Raw genomic sequence first — 20,163 nt, 5'->3', positions numbered from 1 at the left:
TTTGCGTGATGAGCGGTCAGTGCCGGGGACGCGAGAGTGCCCGTAGTTCGCCGATGGACAGACCCGATGTCTCGTGCATGCGTATCAGCATGTCGGTATCGACTGCGGTGCTTCCTTTTCTCAGCTTGCTGATCGCGAACGGCGGCACGCCCAGCTCGCGCGCCAGGCAGGCGTCATTGCGCAACCCCATGTAGGCGAGCAGGCGTTCGACCAGTGCCGCGCTATCGTGCGTGTGGACGGCTGCCTCGCCACCCCTGGTCTCGGTGATCAAGGCATGCGCTGGTAATTCGGTCATATTGGTCATGTTACGTTGCCTTCATTGCCATTGCAGGCAGTCTTGCAAGCTGATGTTGAATAAAGTCCTCGCGCTCCATCGGGCGTGCCAGCGCGTAGCCCTGGCCGATATGGCAGCCGATGCCCAGCAAGGCCGCCAGTAGCGATTCGCTCTCGATGCCTTCGGCCACCAGTTTGAGGTTGAGCCCTTTTGCCAGTGAAATGAGGGTGGCGACAATGGCGTGCGAATGGGTATTGGTTTCCATGTCGCGAATAAAGGCGCCGTCGATCTTGACTTCATCGAAAGGCATCTTGAACAGGACGTTGAAGGTGGCGGAACCGGCGCCGAAATCGTCGAGCGACAGGGGAAATCCTTTCGCCCGCAGGGTGTTGAGGCAAGCCGACAGGCACAGTTCGTCGAGGACTGGCAAGTCTTCGGTGACTTCGACCTTCAGCAGCCGCGTTGGCAGGCAGGCATCCCACATTTTTGTGGCAAGCAGATCGGCCATTCCGGGCGTGCACACGGTATCGATCGAGGCGTTGACGGCAACCGGCACGTCGCCACCTTGACGGCGCAAGTGCTGCAACATGGCGATGACTTCCTTGACGACCAGGTCGAACAGCGGCAGATGCAGGCCGAGCCGGTTGACCATGGGAATGAGTACCGTCGGTGGTACGCTGCCATGACGTGGATGGTGCCAGCGCAGCAGTGCTTCCGCGCTGACAACGCGCCGGCTGTGCAAGTCATACTGGGGCTGGTAGACGACACGCAGCCCTTCACCCGAATGTATGGCGTGAATGACGTCCGCGTCGCTGGGCAGGGAAGATGGGTGGTGCCTGGGCGCTTGCGGGATTTTTCTGCTTTCTTGCAGCCCGTTGCCGGGCATGGCGAAGGGGCGCGCCGGCAGGCGCTGTCTCATCGTGATGGATGGAAGGGCGTACACGGCAGCGCTCATGGCGATTTTCCCGACAGTTTAAGATGGGGAAAGTATAGGAAGTTCGACTGCCAAGCGACATCGGACTGTTCTGAAAAGCGGCCCAGCTTCAGAGGCCGAATGCGCCGCGCATGAAGTCGCGCCGCAGCGCGTTGAGCCTGTCGGAATCGCGCGTGTAGTACAGCTTGTTCGTCAGCAGCACCGCATAGCGGCCACGCCGGCGACTGAGCCACATGGCCGTGCCGGTGAAACCCTGGTGGCACCAGACGTCGTCCTGCGGGCCCGTGCCCGCCGCCGGGTGCCAGAACAGGCCGCGCGACGGTTGCAGCGCGCCCGTCTGCACCGTCAGCGAATCGCGCACCCAGCCGGCGTCGAACACCTTGCCGTCCGGAACCAGCATCGCCCGCAGGAAACGCTGCAGGTCCGGCACGTTGGAAAACAGCCCGGAAATGCCGCACACGCCGCCCAGCAGCCGGGCCGAAAAATCATGCACCACGCCGGCAAGGTGGGCGCCCGCCTGCTCGCAGAATTCGGTCGGCGCGACCAGCTGGCTGTGCCGGGGCGCCACGGGACCGAATCCCGTGGCGGCCATGCCCAGCGGTTGCAGCACGTACTCGGCCAGCGCCACGTCCAGGGGCAGGCCCAGCAGCCGCTCGATGACCAGGCCGAGGATCAGGGCCGCGCGGTCCGTGTATTCCACGGCCTGGCCTGGCATGCCTTCCAGCGGCTCGTGCAGCACGCCGCGCACGATATCGTCGCGTACGTCACCATAGCTGGCGCGCAGGCGGGCGCGCAGCGGCAGGCCGGCAGTGTGGGGCAGCAGCTGGAAAATCGTGACGGGCGCCAGTGCATAGCCCTGGGTGCCGGGCAAGACGTCGGCCAGCCTGTTGTCCAGGCCCAGGCGTTCCTGCTTCACCAGCTGGCCCATCAGCGACCAGACGCTGATGATCTTGGTCAGCGACGCGATGTCGAACAGGGTGTCGACCTGCATCGCTGCGCTGGCGGGATCGGGCGTGAGTCGCCCGGCCGCGCCCGTCACGCCGTGGTGAATGGTGCCCATGGCCCAGGCCGCGCCTGGGAAAATGTGGTCGTGCACGCCGGCTTCCACCAGCGCTGTCAGTTGGTCGGTGTGGGTGCTTATTTGCATGATGATCGTGCCGTGCTTGTCTTGTCATCCTCTGCCGCTGCCACCCCGAGCCAGCGCGCCACCGATTGCGCCACCCATTCCCCCTCGTCGAGCGGCAGGTCGTGGCCCGCATCGCGGTGGATCAGGCAATCGGCCTGCCAGGCGCGCGCCAGGCGCTGCGAACAGCGGTGGTCGACCAGCCGGTCCTGCGCGCCGGCCATCACCAGCACGGGCATGGTGGGGCGGCTTGCGGGCGCGCGGTAGCGGGCGGCCGACAGCAGCTGGCGCAGCGCGTTGCGCCGGCTGACGGGGTATTCCTGCTGGTAGCTTAACCAGTCAGCCAGCAGCGCGGGATTGCCATGTGCATGGCGACGGCTCGTCAGGCGCAATATCAGCGCTTCCTGGCTGCCTGCATCGCCCAGCAGCAGCTGGCGCAGCAGGGCGCCGTAGTTCTGCCAGCGCAGGCGCCGGTAAAACGGATTGAACGGCCGCATGCTGGTGTTGACGAGCACGCAGCGGGCGATTTCCTGCGGGTAGCGGTGACTCCATTCGACGGCCACCATGCCGCCCAGCGACAGGGCCAGCAAATGGTACGGCGCGGGAATGCCGCGCGCCTGCAGTTGCTGGCGGCAGTCTTCCACCATGGCGGCCACGCGGGTGGCGCTGTCCTGCGCGTGGCGGGTGCCATTGCCGGGCAAGTCGGGCGTGACGATGTGGGCGCCGGGCAGGGCGCGCGCCAGGGTGGCGGGAAAGCTGCCCCAGTGGCGCTGTTCGCGCATCAGGCCGCGCAGCAGGACCCAGGTGTGCGCGCCGCTCATGACTCGTACCATTGCGCCAGGGCGCGCCGGCGCTGGGCCTTGCGCAGCAAGCCTTCCGGCATCCAGCGGCCGTGGCTGCTGGCGGCGCGCATGAGGAAATCGAACCAGACCAGATGCCGGCGCAGCACGCGCTGCAGGCGGTGCGCGGCCGTGGGGTTGAAGATGCTGACCCGATTGAACAGCTGGCGCGGGTTTTTCTTGACCCACAGCCACGAACCCATTTCCAGGGTCAGCGGCATGAACACGCGCCCACTGTAGCTGGTGCCGTTCAGGTACAGATAGTCCCACAAGTCGCCATGCGTGCGGTATTGCCGGCTTTGCGGCTCGAACACATAGTTGTGGTTCGGGTAGCTCTGGCTGAACAGCTCTTCCAGTGCGCCGATCTCGGCCAGGTGCTCGATGGGCACCTTGGTATGCGCGTGGGGAAACCAGATGCGGTCGCGCAAGCCGAAGCCGGAATGGCAATCGAGGGCGATGCTGAACTGGCGCGACAGCAGTTCGCGCTCGACGAGGTCGCACACGGCCTGGCTTTCCACCTCCATCGGGCCGTCTGCCGCACCGCGGTACCAGGGCAGGCGGGCGCTGTAGCGCTGTCCGCCGAGCATGAACGGCACTTTTTCGCGCGCGCTCAACGGCGCATTGCGCATCAGGTCCACGCCGCGCGGATTGCAGCGCGTGGCTTGCCACATGCCGCCCGGATTGACCAGCGGCATGAACACGAGGCGCATGCTTTCCAGTTGCTGGTGCAGGGTGGCGTCCCAGCGCAGGCGCGCGATCAGGCTTTCCAGGAAAGACAGGATGACTTGCGTGCCGATGCGTTCGAGGCCGTGGATGCCGCCGAAAAAGCCCAGCACGGGCACGTCGGGACTCGGATTGCCCAGTGCAATTGTGTACACGGGAAACTCGCGCCCATCCATGGCGATGCTGCAGGGCGCGGCCACTTCCAGGTGGCTGCCGCCCTCGTCGATGAGGCGCTTCAGCATGACCAGCTCGGGCAGATTCTTTTCGATCATCAGGCGTCTGAAAGGGAGAGTAGCAGCCAGTGTAGCCGAAATAAGCGCCGCGCCCGACGTCCCGCATGGCGAAATTTGCGCACGCTGCTGATGTCACGAAGCCGTCATTTTTTATGTGTAGGCTATTGCAGTTGATGCAAGAATTGTTACTTGGCAATGCCTTGTTTCCACGCGATTTCACCCTCACACGATAGCGACTCGATAGCGATATGACAGGCAGCCCGGCATCCGTCCATGTGCTTGCGCTGGCAGGATACCTGGTTTTGCTGGGGTTCCTGGCCGCGGTGGGACCGGTGCGGGCGCAGCCGGCCGATGGTGCCGTGCTGCAGTTTGATATCGCCGCGCAAAACCTCGGCGACGCGCTCGACCTGTACAGCCGCCGCACGGGCATCGCCGTGCTGATGGACCAGCGCTACGCGCAGCGCCAGTCGGCGGCCGTGCGCGGCGCGTATGCTGCCGGCGCGGCCCTGCAAGCCTTGCTGGAGGGGACAGGGCTGCAATCGCGCCTGTCCGATGCGCAAGCCGTCATCGTGTATGCGCCGGCCGCTGCTGACTTGCCACAAGTCAACATCGTGGCCGCCGCCGACATACCGGGCGCCACGCAGGGCGGCGGCGACCATGCGGCCTATGTCAGTCGCTTGCAGCACGTGCTGCTGGGGCTGCTGTGCCGCGCGGCGCAGACGCGTCCCGGCGGCTACCGGCTGGCGCTGCAGCTGTATTTGAACCGCGCCGGCGTGGTGGACCGCGTGCACTTGCTCGACAGCACGGGCTTGCGCGCGCGCGATACGGCCATTGCGCGCGTGGTGCTGGGCATGCGAGTGGGCGCGGCGCCGTTGCCGTCGATGCCGCAGCCCGTCTCCATCCTGCTGCTGCCGCAAGGGCCGGGCAGCGAAGTCGATTGCGCCGCTGGCGCGCCGGGTAGAAACGCGCCATGAGCATGCCCGACCTGCGCACCAAGCTCAAACGCCACCTCAGTGCGCGCTACGCCGTGCTGCGCTGGCGCCTGGAGCGCGTGGTCGGCTGCAAGCACCATGCGGCCGATGCGCTGCAGGAAACCTGGCTGCGCCTCGAAGCGATGGTGGCGCCTGGCCCGGCCGCCGCGCCCGTCCACAATCCCGACGCCTATCTGCTGCGCATGGCGGCCAATATCGCCACCGACGCGTACCGGCGCGACCGCATCATCGTCACGGAGCGCGAACGCGAAGAGCTGATGCACATGGCCGACGAGGCCGGCGACGACATCAGCGATCCGGCGCGCATCGTCTCGGCGCGGCTCGACGTGCAGGCGCTCGACTCTGCGCTGGCGGGTCTGTCGCCGCGCCGCCGTGCCATCCTGACGGCGGCGCGCATCGACGGCATGCTCAATGCGGACATCGCCGAGCGCTTCGGCATTTCCGTGGCGATGGTGAAGAAAGAATTGCAGGCCGCCATGCAACACTGTAAAACGTGCATGGCCGATGCCGATGCCGCACAGCGCAGCGATGTGTCGGGCCGCCGTAAATATTGATGAATCCCATGACTGCTCCTGACCGCGATCCACGCGACGTTTTTGAACATACCGACACGGCCATCGGCCGGGAAGCCGCTGCCTGGTGGGCGCGGCTGCGTGCCGACGATTTTACGCAGGCCGACGCCGACGCCTTGCGCGCCTGGTGCGCGCGCAGCCCCGACCATGCGCGCGCCTGGCGCGAGCTTCAACAAGTGTGGCAGGCGCTCGATCCCGCCTTGACCCGCGCCGCCGCGCCGCAGGGAGCGAACGTGCTGGTGTTCCCGGCGCGCCCCGGACGCCGTGCTTTCCTGGGCGGCGCGCTGGCGGCCGGCGTGGCCGTGCTGGCCTTGCGTCCGCCCTTGGGCGCCTGGCCGTCGCTGCAGGAATTCGCCGCCGACTATCGCACGGGCACGGGCGAGCAGCGGCAAGTGGTCTTGTCGCAACAGATGACGATGCAGATGAATACGCAGACGCGCATCAATGTGCGGGCGCCCGAGTCCATCGAACTGCTGGGCGGCGAGGCGGAAATCCTTGCCAGCGGCGCGCGCCAGCCCGTGTCGGTGCTGGCGGGCGCGGGGCGTTTATTGGCGCAGTCGGCCCGCTTCAATGTGCGCTACACGGACGATGCCGTGTGCGTCACTTGCCTGGCGGGCGCCGTGGAGGTGGCGTGGCAACAGCGCCGCCAAACCCTCGATGCGGGACAGCAACTGGTCTACGACGAGCGGGGCGTGCAGGCGGCCACGGCCGCGCCGGTGGAAGAGGCCAGCGCGTGGCGCACGGGCGCGCTGTCGTTTGTCGGCAAACCGCTGGCCGATGTCGTCGATGAAATCAACCGCTACCGGCCCGGCCGGGTGGTGCTGCGCAATGCCGAGCTGGGCCGCCGCCTCGTGCGCATGCGTTTTTCTATCGGGCAAACCGATGGCGCGCTGGCGATGATACGCGACCTGTACGGCGCGCAAATGACGAGCTTGCCAGGCGGCATTGTCCTGTTCAGCTGATCCCGTGTTTTCCTTTGGCAGGCTTATTTTGAAAAATATTTAAAAATATTTTTCAAAAAACATTATCCCTTCCGCCATTGAGCTACGTCATGGAGGCATGGACGCCTGCGTTACCGCCAGGCTCCGTTCCCTACTCTCTAGCCAGGAAACCATTGCCATGACCAAGCTTCACACTGCCCAGCGCCCAGTCCCAAACGTTGACCCGGACGCGCAGCGTACCTCCACGCTGGGCAGCCGCTTGCGGCTCACGCCGCTCGCCTACGCACTGACCACCATGCTGATGGCGGGCGCCTTTACCACGCCGGCGCGCGCGCAGCAGGCATTCAGCGGCGGCTGGTTCGCGGCCAAGGGGGCGGCGCAAAATACGGCGGCCAACTCGGGCCGCCTGCCGAATGGCCAGCCGCTGCCGCTGGGCAGCCGTCCCGAGGGCCCGCAACAGCAGGCAAACCAGCAGTTGCAGCGCTCGCTCAACAACCTGAACCTGGCCGCGCGCGCCATCGCCGCGCAGCAAGCATCCCAGGCGCAGGCGCGCCAGGCGGCCGCCGGCGGCGCCAGCGTGCCAAATGGCCTGGCGCAGGGTGGCTTGCAGGTCGACACCAACAGCCTGACGGCCGGCTGGCTCAATGCCCAGGGACCCGTGCAGACAGTGGCGAACGGCAAGACGGCCGTGGTGGTGCAGCAGACGGCGGACAAGGCTATCCTGAACTGGGAAACCTTCAATGTGGGCAAGGACACGACGTTGACGTTCCAGCAGCAGAAGGACTGGGCCGTGCTGAACCGGGTCAACGATCCGCTGGCGCGTCCCAGCCAGATCCAGGGCCAGATCAAGGCCGACGGCACGCTGCTGCTGGTCAACCGCAACGGCATCGTGTTTACGGGCACGAGCCAGGTCGATACGCGCAGCCTGGTGGCGGCCGCAGCCCGCATCAGCGATGCGCAATTCCAGAAAAACGGCATCTACAGCTCCGGCACGGCCGGCGCCACGACGTTCACCGATGCGGCCGGCAAAGTCCAGGTGCAGGCCGGTGCGCGCGTCAGTAGCAATGCGCCCAAGGGCAGCACGGAAGGCGGCGGTTACGTGATGCTGCTGGGTAAAGAGGTGCACAACGGGGGCGAGATCAGCACGCCCAAGGGCCAGGCCCTGCTGGCCGCCGGCGACGGCTTTGCCATCAGGAAGGGCGTGGGCACGGATGGCAATCCGCTGTCGACCACGCGCGGCAGCGAAGTCACGCCGCAGTTCGCGGCCGGCAGCACGGCGGGCAAGGTCGTCAACACGGGCCTGATCCAGGCGCGCGAAGGCGACATCACGCTGGCCGGGCGCACGGTGCAGCAGGATGGCGTGCTGTTCGCCACCACCACCACGGCCACGCGCGGCACGATACACCTCAATGCCCTGGGCAGCGACGCGGCCGTCACCGTGGGACGGGGCGCCACCACGGCCATCCTCGTTGAGGACGACGGCAAGACGATGGCGCTCGACAGCCAGCGCGACGCCATGCGCGGCCCGGCCGTGGCGGCGGAACAGAATATCTCGCTCGTCAACGACCGCCGCGATCAGTCGCGCATCGAGATCGGCAGCGCCGGCACGGTGGAGTTGCTCGCCGATTCGCTGACCCTGGCCACGGGCGGCCAGATCGCCGTCAATGCGGCCAGCCGCAGCCTGTTGCGCGACGGGGCGCAGCTTGACGTGTCCGGCGCCGTCGGCGTCAAGGTGGCGATGGCGGCCAACAATATCGAGATCAATGTGCAGGGCAACGAGCAGCGCGACGCACCCGTCAACCGTGACGGCAAGGCCTTGATCAACAACAGCATCTGGGTGGACCGCCGCAAGCTGGTGTTTGTACCGAAGGGCACGAACGGCTACGACAGCGACCGCTGGTACACGGCTGGCGGCTTGCTGGAAGTGGCCGGTTATCTGGGCACGCAGGGTCACTCCGTCAGCGAATGGATGGGGCAGGGCGGCACCGTGAGCTTCGGCGGCAAGGATGTCGTCACGCAGCTTGGCTCCAGCATCAATCTGTCCGGCGGCACCCTGGACGTGCAGACGGGCGCGTTGCGCCAGACCTGGCTGAAAGGCGCGGACGGCAAGCTGTATGAAGCGGGCAGCGCGCCGGCCGACCTGGCCTATCTTGGCGTGTACAAGGGTTACGAGGAAGAACATGCGCGCTGGGGCAAGGAAGCCAGCGCCTTCTACGCCAATCCGCTGATCGCCGCGCAACAGCGCCTGGAAAACGGTTATACGGTAGGCCGCGACGCGGGCAAGCTGGTGGTGGCCACGGGGTCGGCCGTGCTGGAAGGGGCGATTGCGGGCGACGTCTTCCAGGGTGAGCGCCAGGCACAGGCGCCGCAGGCGCTGCTCGACGGCTACCAGCAGTCGCAGCTGGCGGCCGCGCAGCGCGGGCAATTGATCGTCGGCCAGTATCAGCCGATGTTCGACAAGCGCACGGGCGTGCTGCAGCATGCGTTGTCGGCTGTCATGGACGAAGTGCGCCTGACGCGCGTGCAGGACGGCATCGCCGCCGGCCTCGACGTGGCAGGCGCGCTGGACGCTGAACGCCAGGGCAAGTTGCTGCTCGATACCAACTTGCTGAACAATCAGCAATTGGGCGCCATCCGCATCGCCGCCAAGGGCGCGATCACCGTCGACAGCGCGCTGCAGGTGGCCGATGGCGGCAATATTACCCTGTTCGGCAAGGACGTGGCCATCAATAGCAACCTGCGCAGCCATGGCGGCAGCATCATGGCTGGCAATGTGCTGAACCAGATCGGCGCACTGGGCATGGCTGATACCTTCGTCAATCCGGGCGTGCCCCCGGGCACGTTGCTGCTGGCCGATGGCGTGAGTCTGGACACCAGCGGTTTGCTCAGCAACGTGCTGCGCGATCCGCTGGCCGCCGCCGGCTTGCCGTACCTGAACGGCGGCACGGTATCGTTGCGGGCGTATGGCGACGTGCGCATCGGCAGCGGCAGCCTGATCGACGTCAACTCGGGCGCGGCCATCCTGTCGCAGGCGAAACAGCAGGGCGGCAAGGGCGGCAACGTGACCTTGGCCAGCTATGGCGCCAAGGCCGACCTGGTGCTGGGCGAGAGCGCGCAGGTGCGCGGCCATGGCGTGGCCGGCGGCGGCAAGCTGGAATTGCAGGCGAACAAGATACTGGTCGGCCAAGCCGATACCGGACAGAAAGGTACCCTGCAGCTGGATGGCGACTTCTTTGACAAGGGTTTTTCCAGCTACAGCCTGCTCGGCAAGCAGGGTGTGACGGTGGCGGACGGCACGCAGGTCGACGTGCGCATGCCCGTGCTGCGCGTGGTGGACAATGAAAAACTGGCCCTGTGGACGCCGGAACAGGTCACGGAAAACACCGTCAAGGGCACGTTGACGCAGCGCAAGGGCGCCAGTCTGGCCCTGCAGGTGGGCGATGTCCAGTCCGATGCGGCCGACATGGCCAGCGCCGAACTGCTGGTGGGCAGGAATGCCGTGGTGAATGTCGATGCGGGCCAGTCGATCAAGTTGTCCAGCGTGGGCCAGCTGACGGTGGAAGGGCGCCTGAATGCCTGGGGCGGCAAGCTCAGCCTCGGCGGCGTGGGCGTCGGCGTGAATGTGTCTGAAACGGTGGAAGCGGCCGGCCATGGCCGTTCCCTGTGGATAGGCGAGAACGCCGTGCTCGATGTCGCCGCGCGCGCCGTCAGCGCCACGGATGCGCAGGGCCGGCGCTATGGCAAGGTGGTCGATGGCGGCAGCATCGTCATCGGCGGTGAAATCGACCATGCGCAGGGCAGCACGTCGGCGGCCAGCCTGTTTGTTGTCGTGCGCGACGGCGCCGTGCTGGACGCTTCCGGCGCGCACGCCGTGCTCGACATCAACGGCGCGGCCGTCGACGTGGCCAGTGCGGGCGGCAGCATCGCGCTGGCGTCGAACAATGGCTTGTACCTCGATGGCCAGTTGCTGGCCCGGGCGGGCGGCGCGGGCGCGGCGGGCGGCAGCCTGTCCGTGGCCACGGGCACCCCCGTCTACCTGAAAGTGCTGGCCACGCCCAATGTACTGCAGGGCCGCCAGCTGGCCGTGACGCAGCGCCAGGGCGCCAGCGACCTGACCGAGAACGTGAGCGCCCGCGATGCGGCGGCAACGCTGCAGTATGGCCACGGGCGTTTTTCCGTCGAGCAAGTGGAAACGGGCGGCTTCGGCAGCCTGGCGCTGCTGGGCGCCGCCTCCTTCGATGGCGACGTGTCGCTGCAGCTGCAGCAAAGCTTCCAGCTGTACGGCGCGCCAGTGCTGACACCCGGCAGCAAGCCCGGCGCGAAGGTCAGCGTTACGGCGCCGTATGTGCGCCTGGCCAGCATCAAGCCGGCCGGCAAGGATTTCTATGTCACGCCGGGCACGGCCGGGGAGTCGCCGGTCGCCGGCCAGGTCAGCATCGCGGGCGAGCTGATCGACGTGCGCGGCGTGGTCAATATCGTTGCCGACGACGTGCGCCTGAGCAGCCGCGGCGACTTGCGCTTCCTGCTGTCCCCGCTGGGCTGGGGCGGCGCGGAGGCGACGACGGTGCTGTCCTCGCCGGGCGACATGACCCTCAGCGCGGCCCAGCTGTATCCGGAAACGGGCGCCGGCGCCGCCGTACGCGTCGGTTATGGCCGCACGGATGGAAAGTTCGGCTACGATCCGGCGCGCAGCCTGCGTATCGCCCGCACGACGGATAGCCTGCCAGCCATGCCGTATTCCGCCTTCGGCTCGCTGGAACTGGAGGCCGCGCATATCGAGCATGGCGGCGTGGTGCGCGCACCGCTGGGGCGCCTGGCGATCGGTGCTGCCCGCTATGAAAATGACAAGAGCCTGAGCGTCAATCTGCTGGCCAACAGCATCAGCTCCGTCAGCGGCGCCGGCCTGGTCATGCCGTATGGCGGCACGGTCGATGGCCAGAGCTGGAATGTGGATGGCAAGCTGGCCACCTTCATGGGCGTGGGCGGCTTCAATGCGCAGGGCGGCTTGCGCGTCGGCGTGGAAATGGCCGGCGTGGCCGTGGACGTGCAGCCGGGCGCGCTGCTCGACCTGTCGGGCGGCGGCGAACTGACGGGCGCCGGCTTCATCGCGGGCCGCGGCGGCTCCACCGATGCGCGCTATCATCCGCTGGCGCAAGTGAATGCGAACGGCGGTTTCATCCTGCCGGGCCTGGCGACGAATCCCGTGTACGCCATCGTGCCCGGTGTGCAGGCGCCGCAAGCGCCTTCGGGCGCCGCCGATGCGGCCGTGGGCCGGCAAGTGACGATAGGCAACGGCGTGCCGGGCCTGGCGGCCGGCACCTACACCCTGATGCCGTCGACCTACGCTCTGCTGCCGGGCGCCTTCCGCGTGGAACTGAACGGCCTGGCGGGGCAGGGTAGCGCCGGTACGCTGGCGCAGCCGCTGCGCAACGGTTCCTGGGCCGCACCCGGCACCTTGTCGATCGCCGGCACGGACATCCGCGCGCCGCTGGCCAGCCAGCTGATCATCACGCCGGCCAAGGTCGTGCGCACGTATTCCCAGTACAACGAAATGGGTTATGCCGCGTTTGCCCTGGCCGATGCGCAAACGCGTGGCATTCCCCGCGCGATGCTGCCGGCCGACGCGAAAACGCTCAAGCTGAACCTGGCGCCCGGCGGCGGCCTGGAGACGTTCCAGTTCCACGGCACGGGCAAGTTCGCCGCGGCCGAGGGCGGCTATGGCGGCACCGTGGTGCTGATGTCGAGCAATACCTCCGCTGGCGAGATCGAGCTCCTCGCTGATGGCGCGCCGGCCAGCGGTGACGCGAAACAGGTCAGCATACGCGCTTCCAGCCTGAACAATATCGGCGCGGCCCGCATCGTGGTGGGCAATGCGCCCACCGTGGAATATGGCCAGGGCGGCAATTACGTGAACTTCGGCGTCCAGTCGGCGCGCGCCATCTACCTGCGCGCCGGCGCCGTCTTGTCGGCGCCCGAAGTCTTCCTCGTCGCCCAGGATCCGGGCAATTCTGAACTGGGCGACGGCGTGATCGATATCGCGCCCGGCGCAGGCATCAACACCCTGGGACGCGGCAAGGCCGCCTACGACGCCAACGATGGCTTCATCTACCAGAGCCGTCCGGATGTGCACGTGCTGGCCGCGTCGAACGGCTTGCTCAATGTGGCGCCCGTCAGCGGCGCGACGCGCGGCGGCATCCGCATCGGCATGTGCGCCGACGCTTGCGCGGGCAGCGGCACGGCCAGCCTGTACTCGGAAGGCACCCTGCTGCTGGCGACCAGCGGCAGCTTCCAGCTCCATGATACGGTGCGCTACGGCACGCGCAATCTGAGCCTGGCCGTGGGCGCCATCAATATCGGCTCGAACGAGGCGCTGGCGGCGGCCCAGGCCAGCGGCACGCGTCCCGCCGGCCTGACCCTGAACCAGGGGCTGCTGGACCGTTTGCTGCGCGGCGACACCAGCACGGGGGCGCCGGCGCTGCAGGCGCTGATGCTGAACGCGGCCGACAGCGTCAACTTCTATGGCGACGTGGTGCTCGACACCTATGACAAGACGAGCGGAAAATCGAACCTGGAGCGCCTGGTGCTGACCACGCCGGCCATGTATGGACAGGGTGGCGCGGGCACGGTGGCGACCATCCGCACGGCTAACCTGATCTGGGGCGGCGCCCTGTCGGCGCCCGGCAACGTGATCGCGCATGGCGCCGGCACGGGCAGCGGCACCCTGAACCTGGAGACGGAGCGCATCGATTTCGGCTTTGGCCCGTTCACGCAGCCAGCCGGCGTCGCCACCTTCGACCGCCTGGCGCTGGGTTTTGCCAACGTCAACCTGAAAGCGTCGGGCCAGGTCACGGCCAACCACAAGGGCAGCCTGTCCGTCTACCAGGCGCAGGGAGCATATGAAACGGGCAAGGGTTTCCAGTACAGCGGCGGCAATCTGAACATCAGCACGCCGCTGCTGACGGGCGAGGCCGGTTCGTCGCACAGCTACACGGCGGGTGGCGCGCTGGCCGTGACGGCGCCGGCTGGCCCGGCAGCCGCCATTCCCGCCAAAAATAACGCTGCGCTGGGCGCCCAGCTGGCCTTGAACGGCGACAGCGTGACCGTCGCGACAGCCGTGGTGCTGCCAAGCGGCAAGCTCACCGTCAATGCGCAGCACGACATCAGCGTGGCCGACGCTGCGCGCGTCGACATGGCGGGCCGCAAGAGCACCTTCTTCGACGTGGATAAATACAGCTGGGGTGGCGACGTGACCCTCGACAGCCGCGCCGGCGATATCCGCGCAGCGAGCGGCAGCGTGATCGATCTGTCGGCCGAGAACAACCGCGCCGGCAGCCTGAAGGCCGTGGCCCTCGATGGCGCGGCCGGCATGGTGGAGCTGCAAGGCAAGATACTCGGTGGCGCCAGCGGCAGCTACGACGCGGGCGGCACCGTGGTGCCGTACAAGCAGGGCAGCGTGGACGTGCGCGCGCAAACCCTGGGCGCGGGCGGCACCCTGGACAGCCAGTTCGCGTCGCTGAACAAGCGCTTGAGTGAAGGCGGCGTGACGGGCGGGCGCAGCTTCCAGCTGAAACAGGGCGACTTGACGATAGGTAATGAAATCAAGGCAGGCGAAGTGCAGGTATCCGTCGACAACGGCCGCCTGACGGTGGCAGGCGTGATTGATGCCGGCGGCGAGCGCGTGGGCAGCATCCGCCTGGCCGGCAAGCAGGGCGTCACCCTGGCCGGCAACGCCGTGCTCGACGCGCATGGCACCATCCTGCGCGTCGACAGCTATGGCAAGATCATCGACAGCCCGAACCGCGCCACGGTGGAACTGAACGCGGGGGAGGGAACATTGGACCTGGCCGGCGGCGCGCAGATCGACGTGCGCCACGGCACGGCGGCCGTGCTTGGGAAGGGCAAGGGCGAACACGACGGCGCCGCGCGCGGCACGGTGGAACTGAGCGCGCCGCGCCTGGGCAGCGGCGGTGCGCGCACGGACGCTGACGCGGCCACCTTTGGCGACATCGCCATTACGGCCGGCGGCGGCTTCACCATCCGCGGCGCGAAATCGATCGCCGTCAACGCCATGCAGCGCTATGACGATGCGGCTTATGCCACGGACCTGTCGGCCAGTGGCCGCCCGTATCAGGTGGTCAACCAGGCATACCTCGACAGCAAGCATGCGGACAGCACGGCCTTTATCGATGCGGCGCTGGCCAACACGAACTTGCGCAATGGCAAGCTGGCGGGCTTGAACACGGCCGCGTATGCCGAGGCGCTGCACCTGCGTCCCGGCGTCGATATCGTCAGCAAGACGGCGGACGGCGACCTGGTGGTGCAGGGCGACCTGGATTTGTCGGGCATGCGCTACGCCAGCCTGAATCCGCGTTTTCAAGTGACGCATGCGCGCGGCTCGGGCGAGGTGGGCAGCCTGCTGCTGCGCGCCGGCGGCGATTTGAATATCTATGGCAGCATCAATGACGGCTTCGCGCCGCCGCCGTCCACGCAGGACGACAAGGGCTGGTTGTTGCTGCCCGGGCGCGACATCAACGGCAGCGACGTCATCGTGCCGGGCGAGGGCGTGACCCTGGCCGACGGCACCATTTTCCCGGGCGGCGTCACGCTCAATTACGACGTGCCCGTCAAGGCCCTGAGTTTCCGCGCCAATACGCGCTTGCCCGTGGACGTGGTCCTGAACCAGGTGCTTACCTTGCCGGCCGGCACGGTACTGGCGGCCGCCGTGCGCGACAGCGCCGGCAATGTCCTGCATGCGGCCGGCACCTTGCTGGCCACGGCGCAAACCCTGCCTTCCGGCACGCGCCTCGACGCAGGCAGCGTCATCGCGCAAATGGTCAAGGTGCGCGCCATGACCTGGCCGAAAGGCGTTGCCTTGCCGGGCTTGCTGGGCGAGCGCAACGTTGTCACCCTCAGTGGCAAAGTGGTGCTGCCCGTCGGCGCGCTGATCCCGAACGGCACCGACGTCAAACTGCTGCCCGGCGTGACGTCCATCGCATTGCGCCCGGAAGTGGCGGGCAGCCAGGGCAAGCTGTGGGCCATCGCGCCGATGCTGGCCGAAGGTTCGCAATCGTGGGGCATGCGCCTGGCGGCCGGCGCCGACCTGGAGGCGGCCGACACGCGCAGCGTGCAGGCGCATCCGGCGCACGGCACCCTGCGCCTGGCCGACAGCCATTACGGCATGTATGGCGTCATGATCCCGCCGAAGGGCGTGCAGCACTGGACGCAGGCGGCGCAGGAGCTGGGCGAGCGCGAGGGCATCGTCGGCATCGTGGCGGGCGAACCGATCACCGAGGAATTCATCAGCCAGTTCGGCCAGACCGTGGCGGAGTTCTGCGCTGGCGACGCCAGCATGTGCGTGCTGAAGCTGGCTTATGTGTGGACCAAGGCCGGCGCCGAAGAATTCGCCGACCCGAGCGTGAAGGCGGGCGACGTGGTCGACCTGGCCGGCCTGGGCTGGCCCACCATGTGCGAGGAAAACCCCACCTGGTGCGGCACCTCCAACCCCACCTTCGACAACAAGGCGTCCAGCCTGCGCTACAGCGTGCTGCGCACGGGCACGGGCGACCTGGACCTCGTCAGCGGCGGCGACTTGCGCATGGATAGCCTGTACGGCGTGTACACGGCCGGCATGTCGTCGGTGGCGACGGCGGCCGGTGACCCGTACAACCTGCCGCGCGCGCGCAATCTGGACGGCACGGTGCTGTCCAACCCCGATGGCGCGCATGAGCGCCTGGTCGATGGCGGCGCAGACAGTCTCTACCGCGCCTGGTATCCGGACCAGGGCGGCAATCTGCTGCTGCGGGTGGTCGGCGACCTGAGCGGCTCGCTGGTCGGCGGGGCTGCCGCCACCAACGGGCGCCCCGTCAGCAAGGATGGCCCCGGCGATTCGGTGGCGGTGGGCAACTGGCTGTGGCGCCAGGGCAGCGGCGGCGTGGCCACGGGCGGTCCGGCCCAGCCGACGGCGTGGTGGATCAATTTCGGCAGCTATGTGGGCCGCGATGCCCTGGCCGATACCGTGCTGGGCTTTACGGGCTTCGGCACCCTGGGCGGCGGCAATGTGCGCGCCGACGTGGCCGGCGATGCGGGCGTGCTGGCGCCGAAGGTTGCCACCGTCTTCAACACCAACATCAATCCGCGCTCGCAGGGCTTGCTGCTGGCCGTGGGCAGCACGGGCCGCGTGCTGGCCGACGGCAGCCTGCAACTGACGGGCGGCGGCGACCTGGACCTGCGCGTGGGCGGCGGCCTCAATCCGTCCAGCCAGTCCGGCGGCGGCCACTTGAATGGCGCGCTGGCCGACTTGCGCGGCCACGTGGAGGTGGCCGCTGCCCAGCTGGGCAAGGTCGCGCTGCAGTACGGCACGCGCGCTACCGACCACGTGCCGCTGGAAACGCGCGCCTTCGACGCCTTCCGCGCCACCCGCGCCACGCCGCAGGGCGGCATGACCCTGGTGCCCGGCGACGCCACTTTCAATGTGGCCACCCTGGGCGACCAGGTGCTGCAGGATGTGGCCGACCCCGGCCGCGTACCGATGTTCAACGCCGCGTCGTATACGAGCGCGGCGGGCGAAGCGGGCGCCGGCTACAGCTGGTTCAGCCTGTGGACGCCGCGCACGGCGCTCGACCTGTTTTCCGCCGGCGGCAACATGACGCCGCTGACCGCGCCGATCGGCACGGCCACCGACCTGGCCGTCGTGTATCCCTCCATCGTGCGGGCCGCGGCCGCGAATGGCAGCTTGTACTATGGCAAGACCATCACGGACTGGGGTGGCGCGACCGCCTATGCCGATCCTTTGCTGCTGGCGCCGTCGCCCAACGCGCAGCTGCAATGGCTGGCCGGCGATTCCATTTATGCGGGCGGCTACGCCGTCAGCCAGTCCGGCGCGGCCGCCGACAGCATGGCGACGCCGTTCAAGCCAGCCTTCGAGGGCTGGAACCTCCGGCCTGGCAGCCAGACTGCCGCGGGCGGCAATGTCTCGAGCACGGGCGTGCCGTCGTCGCAGTGGAACGCTCCGTTGTTCGCCTTCGGGCCCGATTCCGCCGCCGGTCCGGCCAACAGCGGCACGCAAGCGGCGCGCATCTACGCCGTGAAGGGCGATCTGATCGGCGTCAATAGCGGCCGCATGGTCGCGTTCTATGATGCCAAGCATGCGGGCATCACCTGGTACGAGGGGGCGCAACCGGTGTGGATGAAGGCAGGCCGCGATATCGTCGGCAGCGGCACGGCGCTGCTGGAAACCATCGATGGCACGGGCGGTGGCGACATGATGTTCCGCAATTACAGCAACCTGTTCGTGCACAACAACGCATTTGACGTGTCGGTGGTGTCGGCCGGACGCGATATCCTGGCCAGTTCCTTCAACGTGGCCGGCCCCGGCACGCTCGATATCAGCGCCGGGCGCAATATCCTGATGCAGGACAAGGGCAGCGTCGTCAGCCTCGGCCCCGTCGTCGCGGGAGACAAGCGCCCGGGCGCCGGTATCGCCATGCAGGCCGGCGTGGGCGCGGCGGGCCTCGACTACCTGCGCTTCGTCAAACCCTATCTTGACCCGGCGAACGTGGCGCAGGCGGGCGTGCCGCTGGCCGACCAGGCCGGCAAGGTGGTGAAATCGTACGGCGGCGAACTGGCCACCTGGCTCGGTGAACGCTACGGCTTCAAGGGCACGGTCGCCGAGGCGCTGGCCTACTTCCTGGCCTTGCCGGCACCGCAGCAGCGCGTGTTCGCCCGCGACGTGTATTTTGCGGAACTGAAGGCGGGCGGGCGCGAGTACAACGATGCGGACAGCGCGCGTTATGGCAGCTTCCTGCGCAGCCGCAACGCCATCGCTGGCCTGGCGCCGGCCACGGACGCGAATGGCAAGGCGATTGCCTATACGGGCGACATCATCATGTACCGCGGCCTGTATTCCAAGTGGAACGACGGCGAGCAGCGCAGGGATTATTTCCCCCGCAGCGGCTACGTGCACACCAACTTCGGCGGCGATATTCAGTTGCTGACGCCGGGCGGCAAGCAGGTGCTGGGCATTGAAGGCGAGGCGCCGCCGTCAACCTCGGGCGTCATCACCAAGGGCGGCGGCAACATCGATCTGTTCTCGCACGGCAGCATTTTGCTGGGCCAGAGCCGCATCATGACGACGTTCGGCGGCGATATCCTCGGCTGGTCCTCGCAAGGCGACATCAACGCGGGCCGCGGTTCGAAGTCGACCGTCGTCTACACGCCGCCCAAGCGCGTGTATGACAACTGGGGCAACGTGACCCTGTCGTCCGACGTGCCAAGCACGGGCGCCGGCATCGCCACCCTGGCGCCGATCGCGGAAGTGCCGGCCGGCGACGTGGACTTGCTGGCCCCGCTGGGCACCATCGATGCGGGCGAGGCGGGCATCCGCGTGTCGGGCAACGTCAACCTGGCCGCGCTGACCGTGATGAACGCGGCGAACATCCAGGTCAAGGGCGAATCCAAGGGCATGCCGACGGTGGCGTCCGTCAACGTGGCCGCCATGACGAACGCCAGCGCGGCTGCCACGCAGGCGACGGCGGCGGCGCAGGACGTGGTGCAGCGCGAGCGCGCCGCCACCCGTTCCGCGCAGCCATCGGTGTTTACGGTGCGCGTGCTGGGCTTTGGCAATGACGCACCGCCCGACAGCGGGCAAGCGGCGCCGCAGGACGGCGCGCGCATCGAGGCGGCCGACTACAACCCGCGCAGCGCCGTGCGCGTGCTGGGCCTGGGCACGCTGCCGGAATCGGCCACGCGCCAGCTGACGGCGCAAGAGCGCAGCAGGTTGTCGCCATGATGGCCGGCGTGGTGAGTATGGCTGCTGCCTTGCCCCTGCGCATGGCCGGCATGGCCTGGTACCGCCCGGCCATCCGGCCCCGTCTGCAGGCGGCCAACGACGTGGCGGCGGCGCCAGGGCAGGGCGCGCAACTGCAGGCTGTACTGGAAGGCAATTACGCGAGCCTGCACCGGCGCCTGGCGCGCCACCTGGGCTGCGCCGAGCTGGCCAGCGACAGCCTGCACGACGCCTGGCTGCGCCTGGGCGCGCTGGCGGCCGGGGACGGGGCTGCGCTGGCGCTCAACCCCGTCGCCTATGTTTTCCGCGTGGCGTGCAATGCGGCCATGGACAGCCTGCGCCGCAACCGCGCCTGGCTGTATGCGGACGACGGTGATGGGGGCGCCGCCGGCCTCGTCGATTTCCTCGCCGATACGGCGGCCGGGCCGGAACGCCTGGCCGAGCTGCAGGCCGACGTGCGCCGGCTGGCGCAGGCCGTCGACTTGCTGCCGCGGCGCCATCGGCAAGTGCTCGAAGCGCTGCGCGTGGACGAGCTGACCCGCCAGGAAGTGGCTGAGCGGCACGACATGTCGCTGCGCAATGTCGATACGGCCTTGCGCCAGGCGCTCGACCATTGCGCCCGCCACACGGGTTACGCGGCGCAGGGCGGCGTCGGCACGACCCGGCGCGGCCTGAGGCTGAACGTTCGTTCGCGTACAGACGCGTAGGAATCCGGCCGTCAGACTGCTGCTTCGGGCCTGCATGCGCC

Annotated in this window: 10 protein-coding genes; 5 read left to right on the top strand and 5 right to left on the bottom strand. The window is 67.9% G+C overall.

The window, feature by feature from the left end:
• Positions 1-16 precede the first annotated feature (16 nt).
• The 5 genes from CSQ93_RS05080 to CSQ93_RS05060 all read right to left on the bottom strand — a co-directional run bounded on the left by CSQ93_RS05080 (position 17) and on the right by CSQ93_RS05060 (position 4,165).
• A complete protein-coding gene (locus CSQ93_RS05080) occupies positions 17-295 on the bottom strand; it encodes a hypothetical protein (RefSeq protein WP_158301123.1) in 279 nt (92 codons plus the stop codon).
• A 10-nt stretch (positions 296-305) separates the two neighbouring features.
• A complete protein-coding gene (locus CSQ93_RS05075) occupies positions 306-1,229 on the bottom strand; it encodes an EAL domain-containing protein (RefSeq protein ID WP_099377039.1) in 924 nt (307 codons plus the stop codon).
• Positions 1,230-1,317: 88 nt separating this feature from the next.
• Positions 1,318-2,355, bottom strand: coding sequence for a serine hydrolase domain-containing protein (locus CSQ93_RS05070; protein WP_199534258.1), 1,038 nt, complete (start codon positions 2,353-2,355; stop codon positions 1,318-1,320).
• Positions 2,346-3,152, bottom strand: coding sequence for an alpha/beta fold hydrolase (locus CSQ93_RS05065; RefSeq protein WP_099377038.1), 807 nt, complete (start codon positions 3,150-3,152; stop codon positions 2,346-2,348). Before CSQ93_RS05065 ends, CSQ93_RS05070 begins: the two co-directional genes overlap by 10 nt.
• Positions 3,149-4,165, bottom strand: a complete 1,017-nt coding sequence (locus CSQ93_RS05060; RefSeq protein ID WP_099377037.1) for a M14 family zinc carboxypeptidase — start codon at positions 4,163-4,165, stop codon at positions 3,149-3,151. The genes CSQ93_RS05065 and CSQ93_RS05060 overlap by 4 nt, the downstream gene beginning before the upstream one ends.
• Positions 4,166-4,374: 209 nt before the next feature.
• On the opposite strand from CSQ93_RS05060, the gene CSQ93_RS05055 reads away from it, so the two are divergent.
• The 5 genes from CSQ93_RS05055 (at position 4,375) to CSQ93_RS05035 (ending at position 20,122) form a co-directional block, all read left to right on the top strand.
• Positions 4,375-5,100 carry a hypothetical protein gene (locus tag CSQ93_RS05055; RefSeq protein WP_158301122.1) on the top strand — a complete coding sequence of 242 codons (726 nt, stop codon included), beginning with the start codon at positions 4,375-4,377 and terminating at the stop codon, positions 5,098-5,100.
• Complete coding sequence (locus CSQ93_RS05050) at positions 5,097-5,672, top strand: RNA polymerase sigma factor (protein WP_099377035.1); 576 nt, start codon at positions 5,097-5,099, stop codon at positions 5,670-5,672. The genes CSQ93_RS05055 and CSQ93_RS05050 overlap by 4 nt, the downstream gene beginning before the upstream one ends.
• Positions 5,673-5,680: 8 nt before the next feature.
• A complete protein-coding gene (locus tag CSQ93_RS05045) occupies positions 5,681-6,652 on the top strand; it encodes a FecR family protein (protein WP_099377034.1) in 972 nt (323 codons plus the stop codon).
• Between the two features lie 157 nt (positions 6,653-6,809).
• Positions 6,810-19,418, top strand: coding sequence for a filamentous haemagglutinin family protein (locus CSQ93_RS05040; protein WP_099377033.1), 12,609 nt, complete (start codon positions 6,810-6,812; stop codon positions 19,416-19,418).
• Entirely contained in the window at positions 19,415-20,122 is a 708-nt protein-coding gene (locus CSQ93_RS05035; protein WP_099377032.1) for an RNA polymerase sigma factor, read from the top strand. Before CSQ93_RS05040 ends, CSQ93_RS05035 begins: the two co-directional genes overlap by 4 nt.
• The last annotated feature ends 41 nt before the right edge of the window (positions 20,123-20,163 follow it).

The sequence above is a fragment of the Janthinobacterium sp. BJB426 genome, assembly GCF_002735705.1.
Lineage (GTDB): Bacteria > Pseudomonadota > Gammaproteobacteria > Burkholderiales > Burkholderiaceae_D > Janthinobacterium.
Note: the sequence above shows the minus strand (reverse complement) of the source record. Positions and strands in the feature narration are given on the sequence as shown.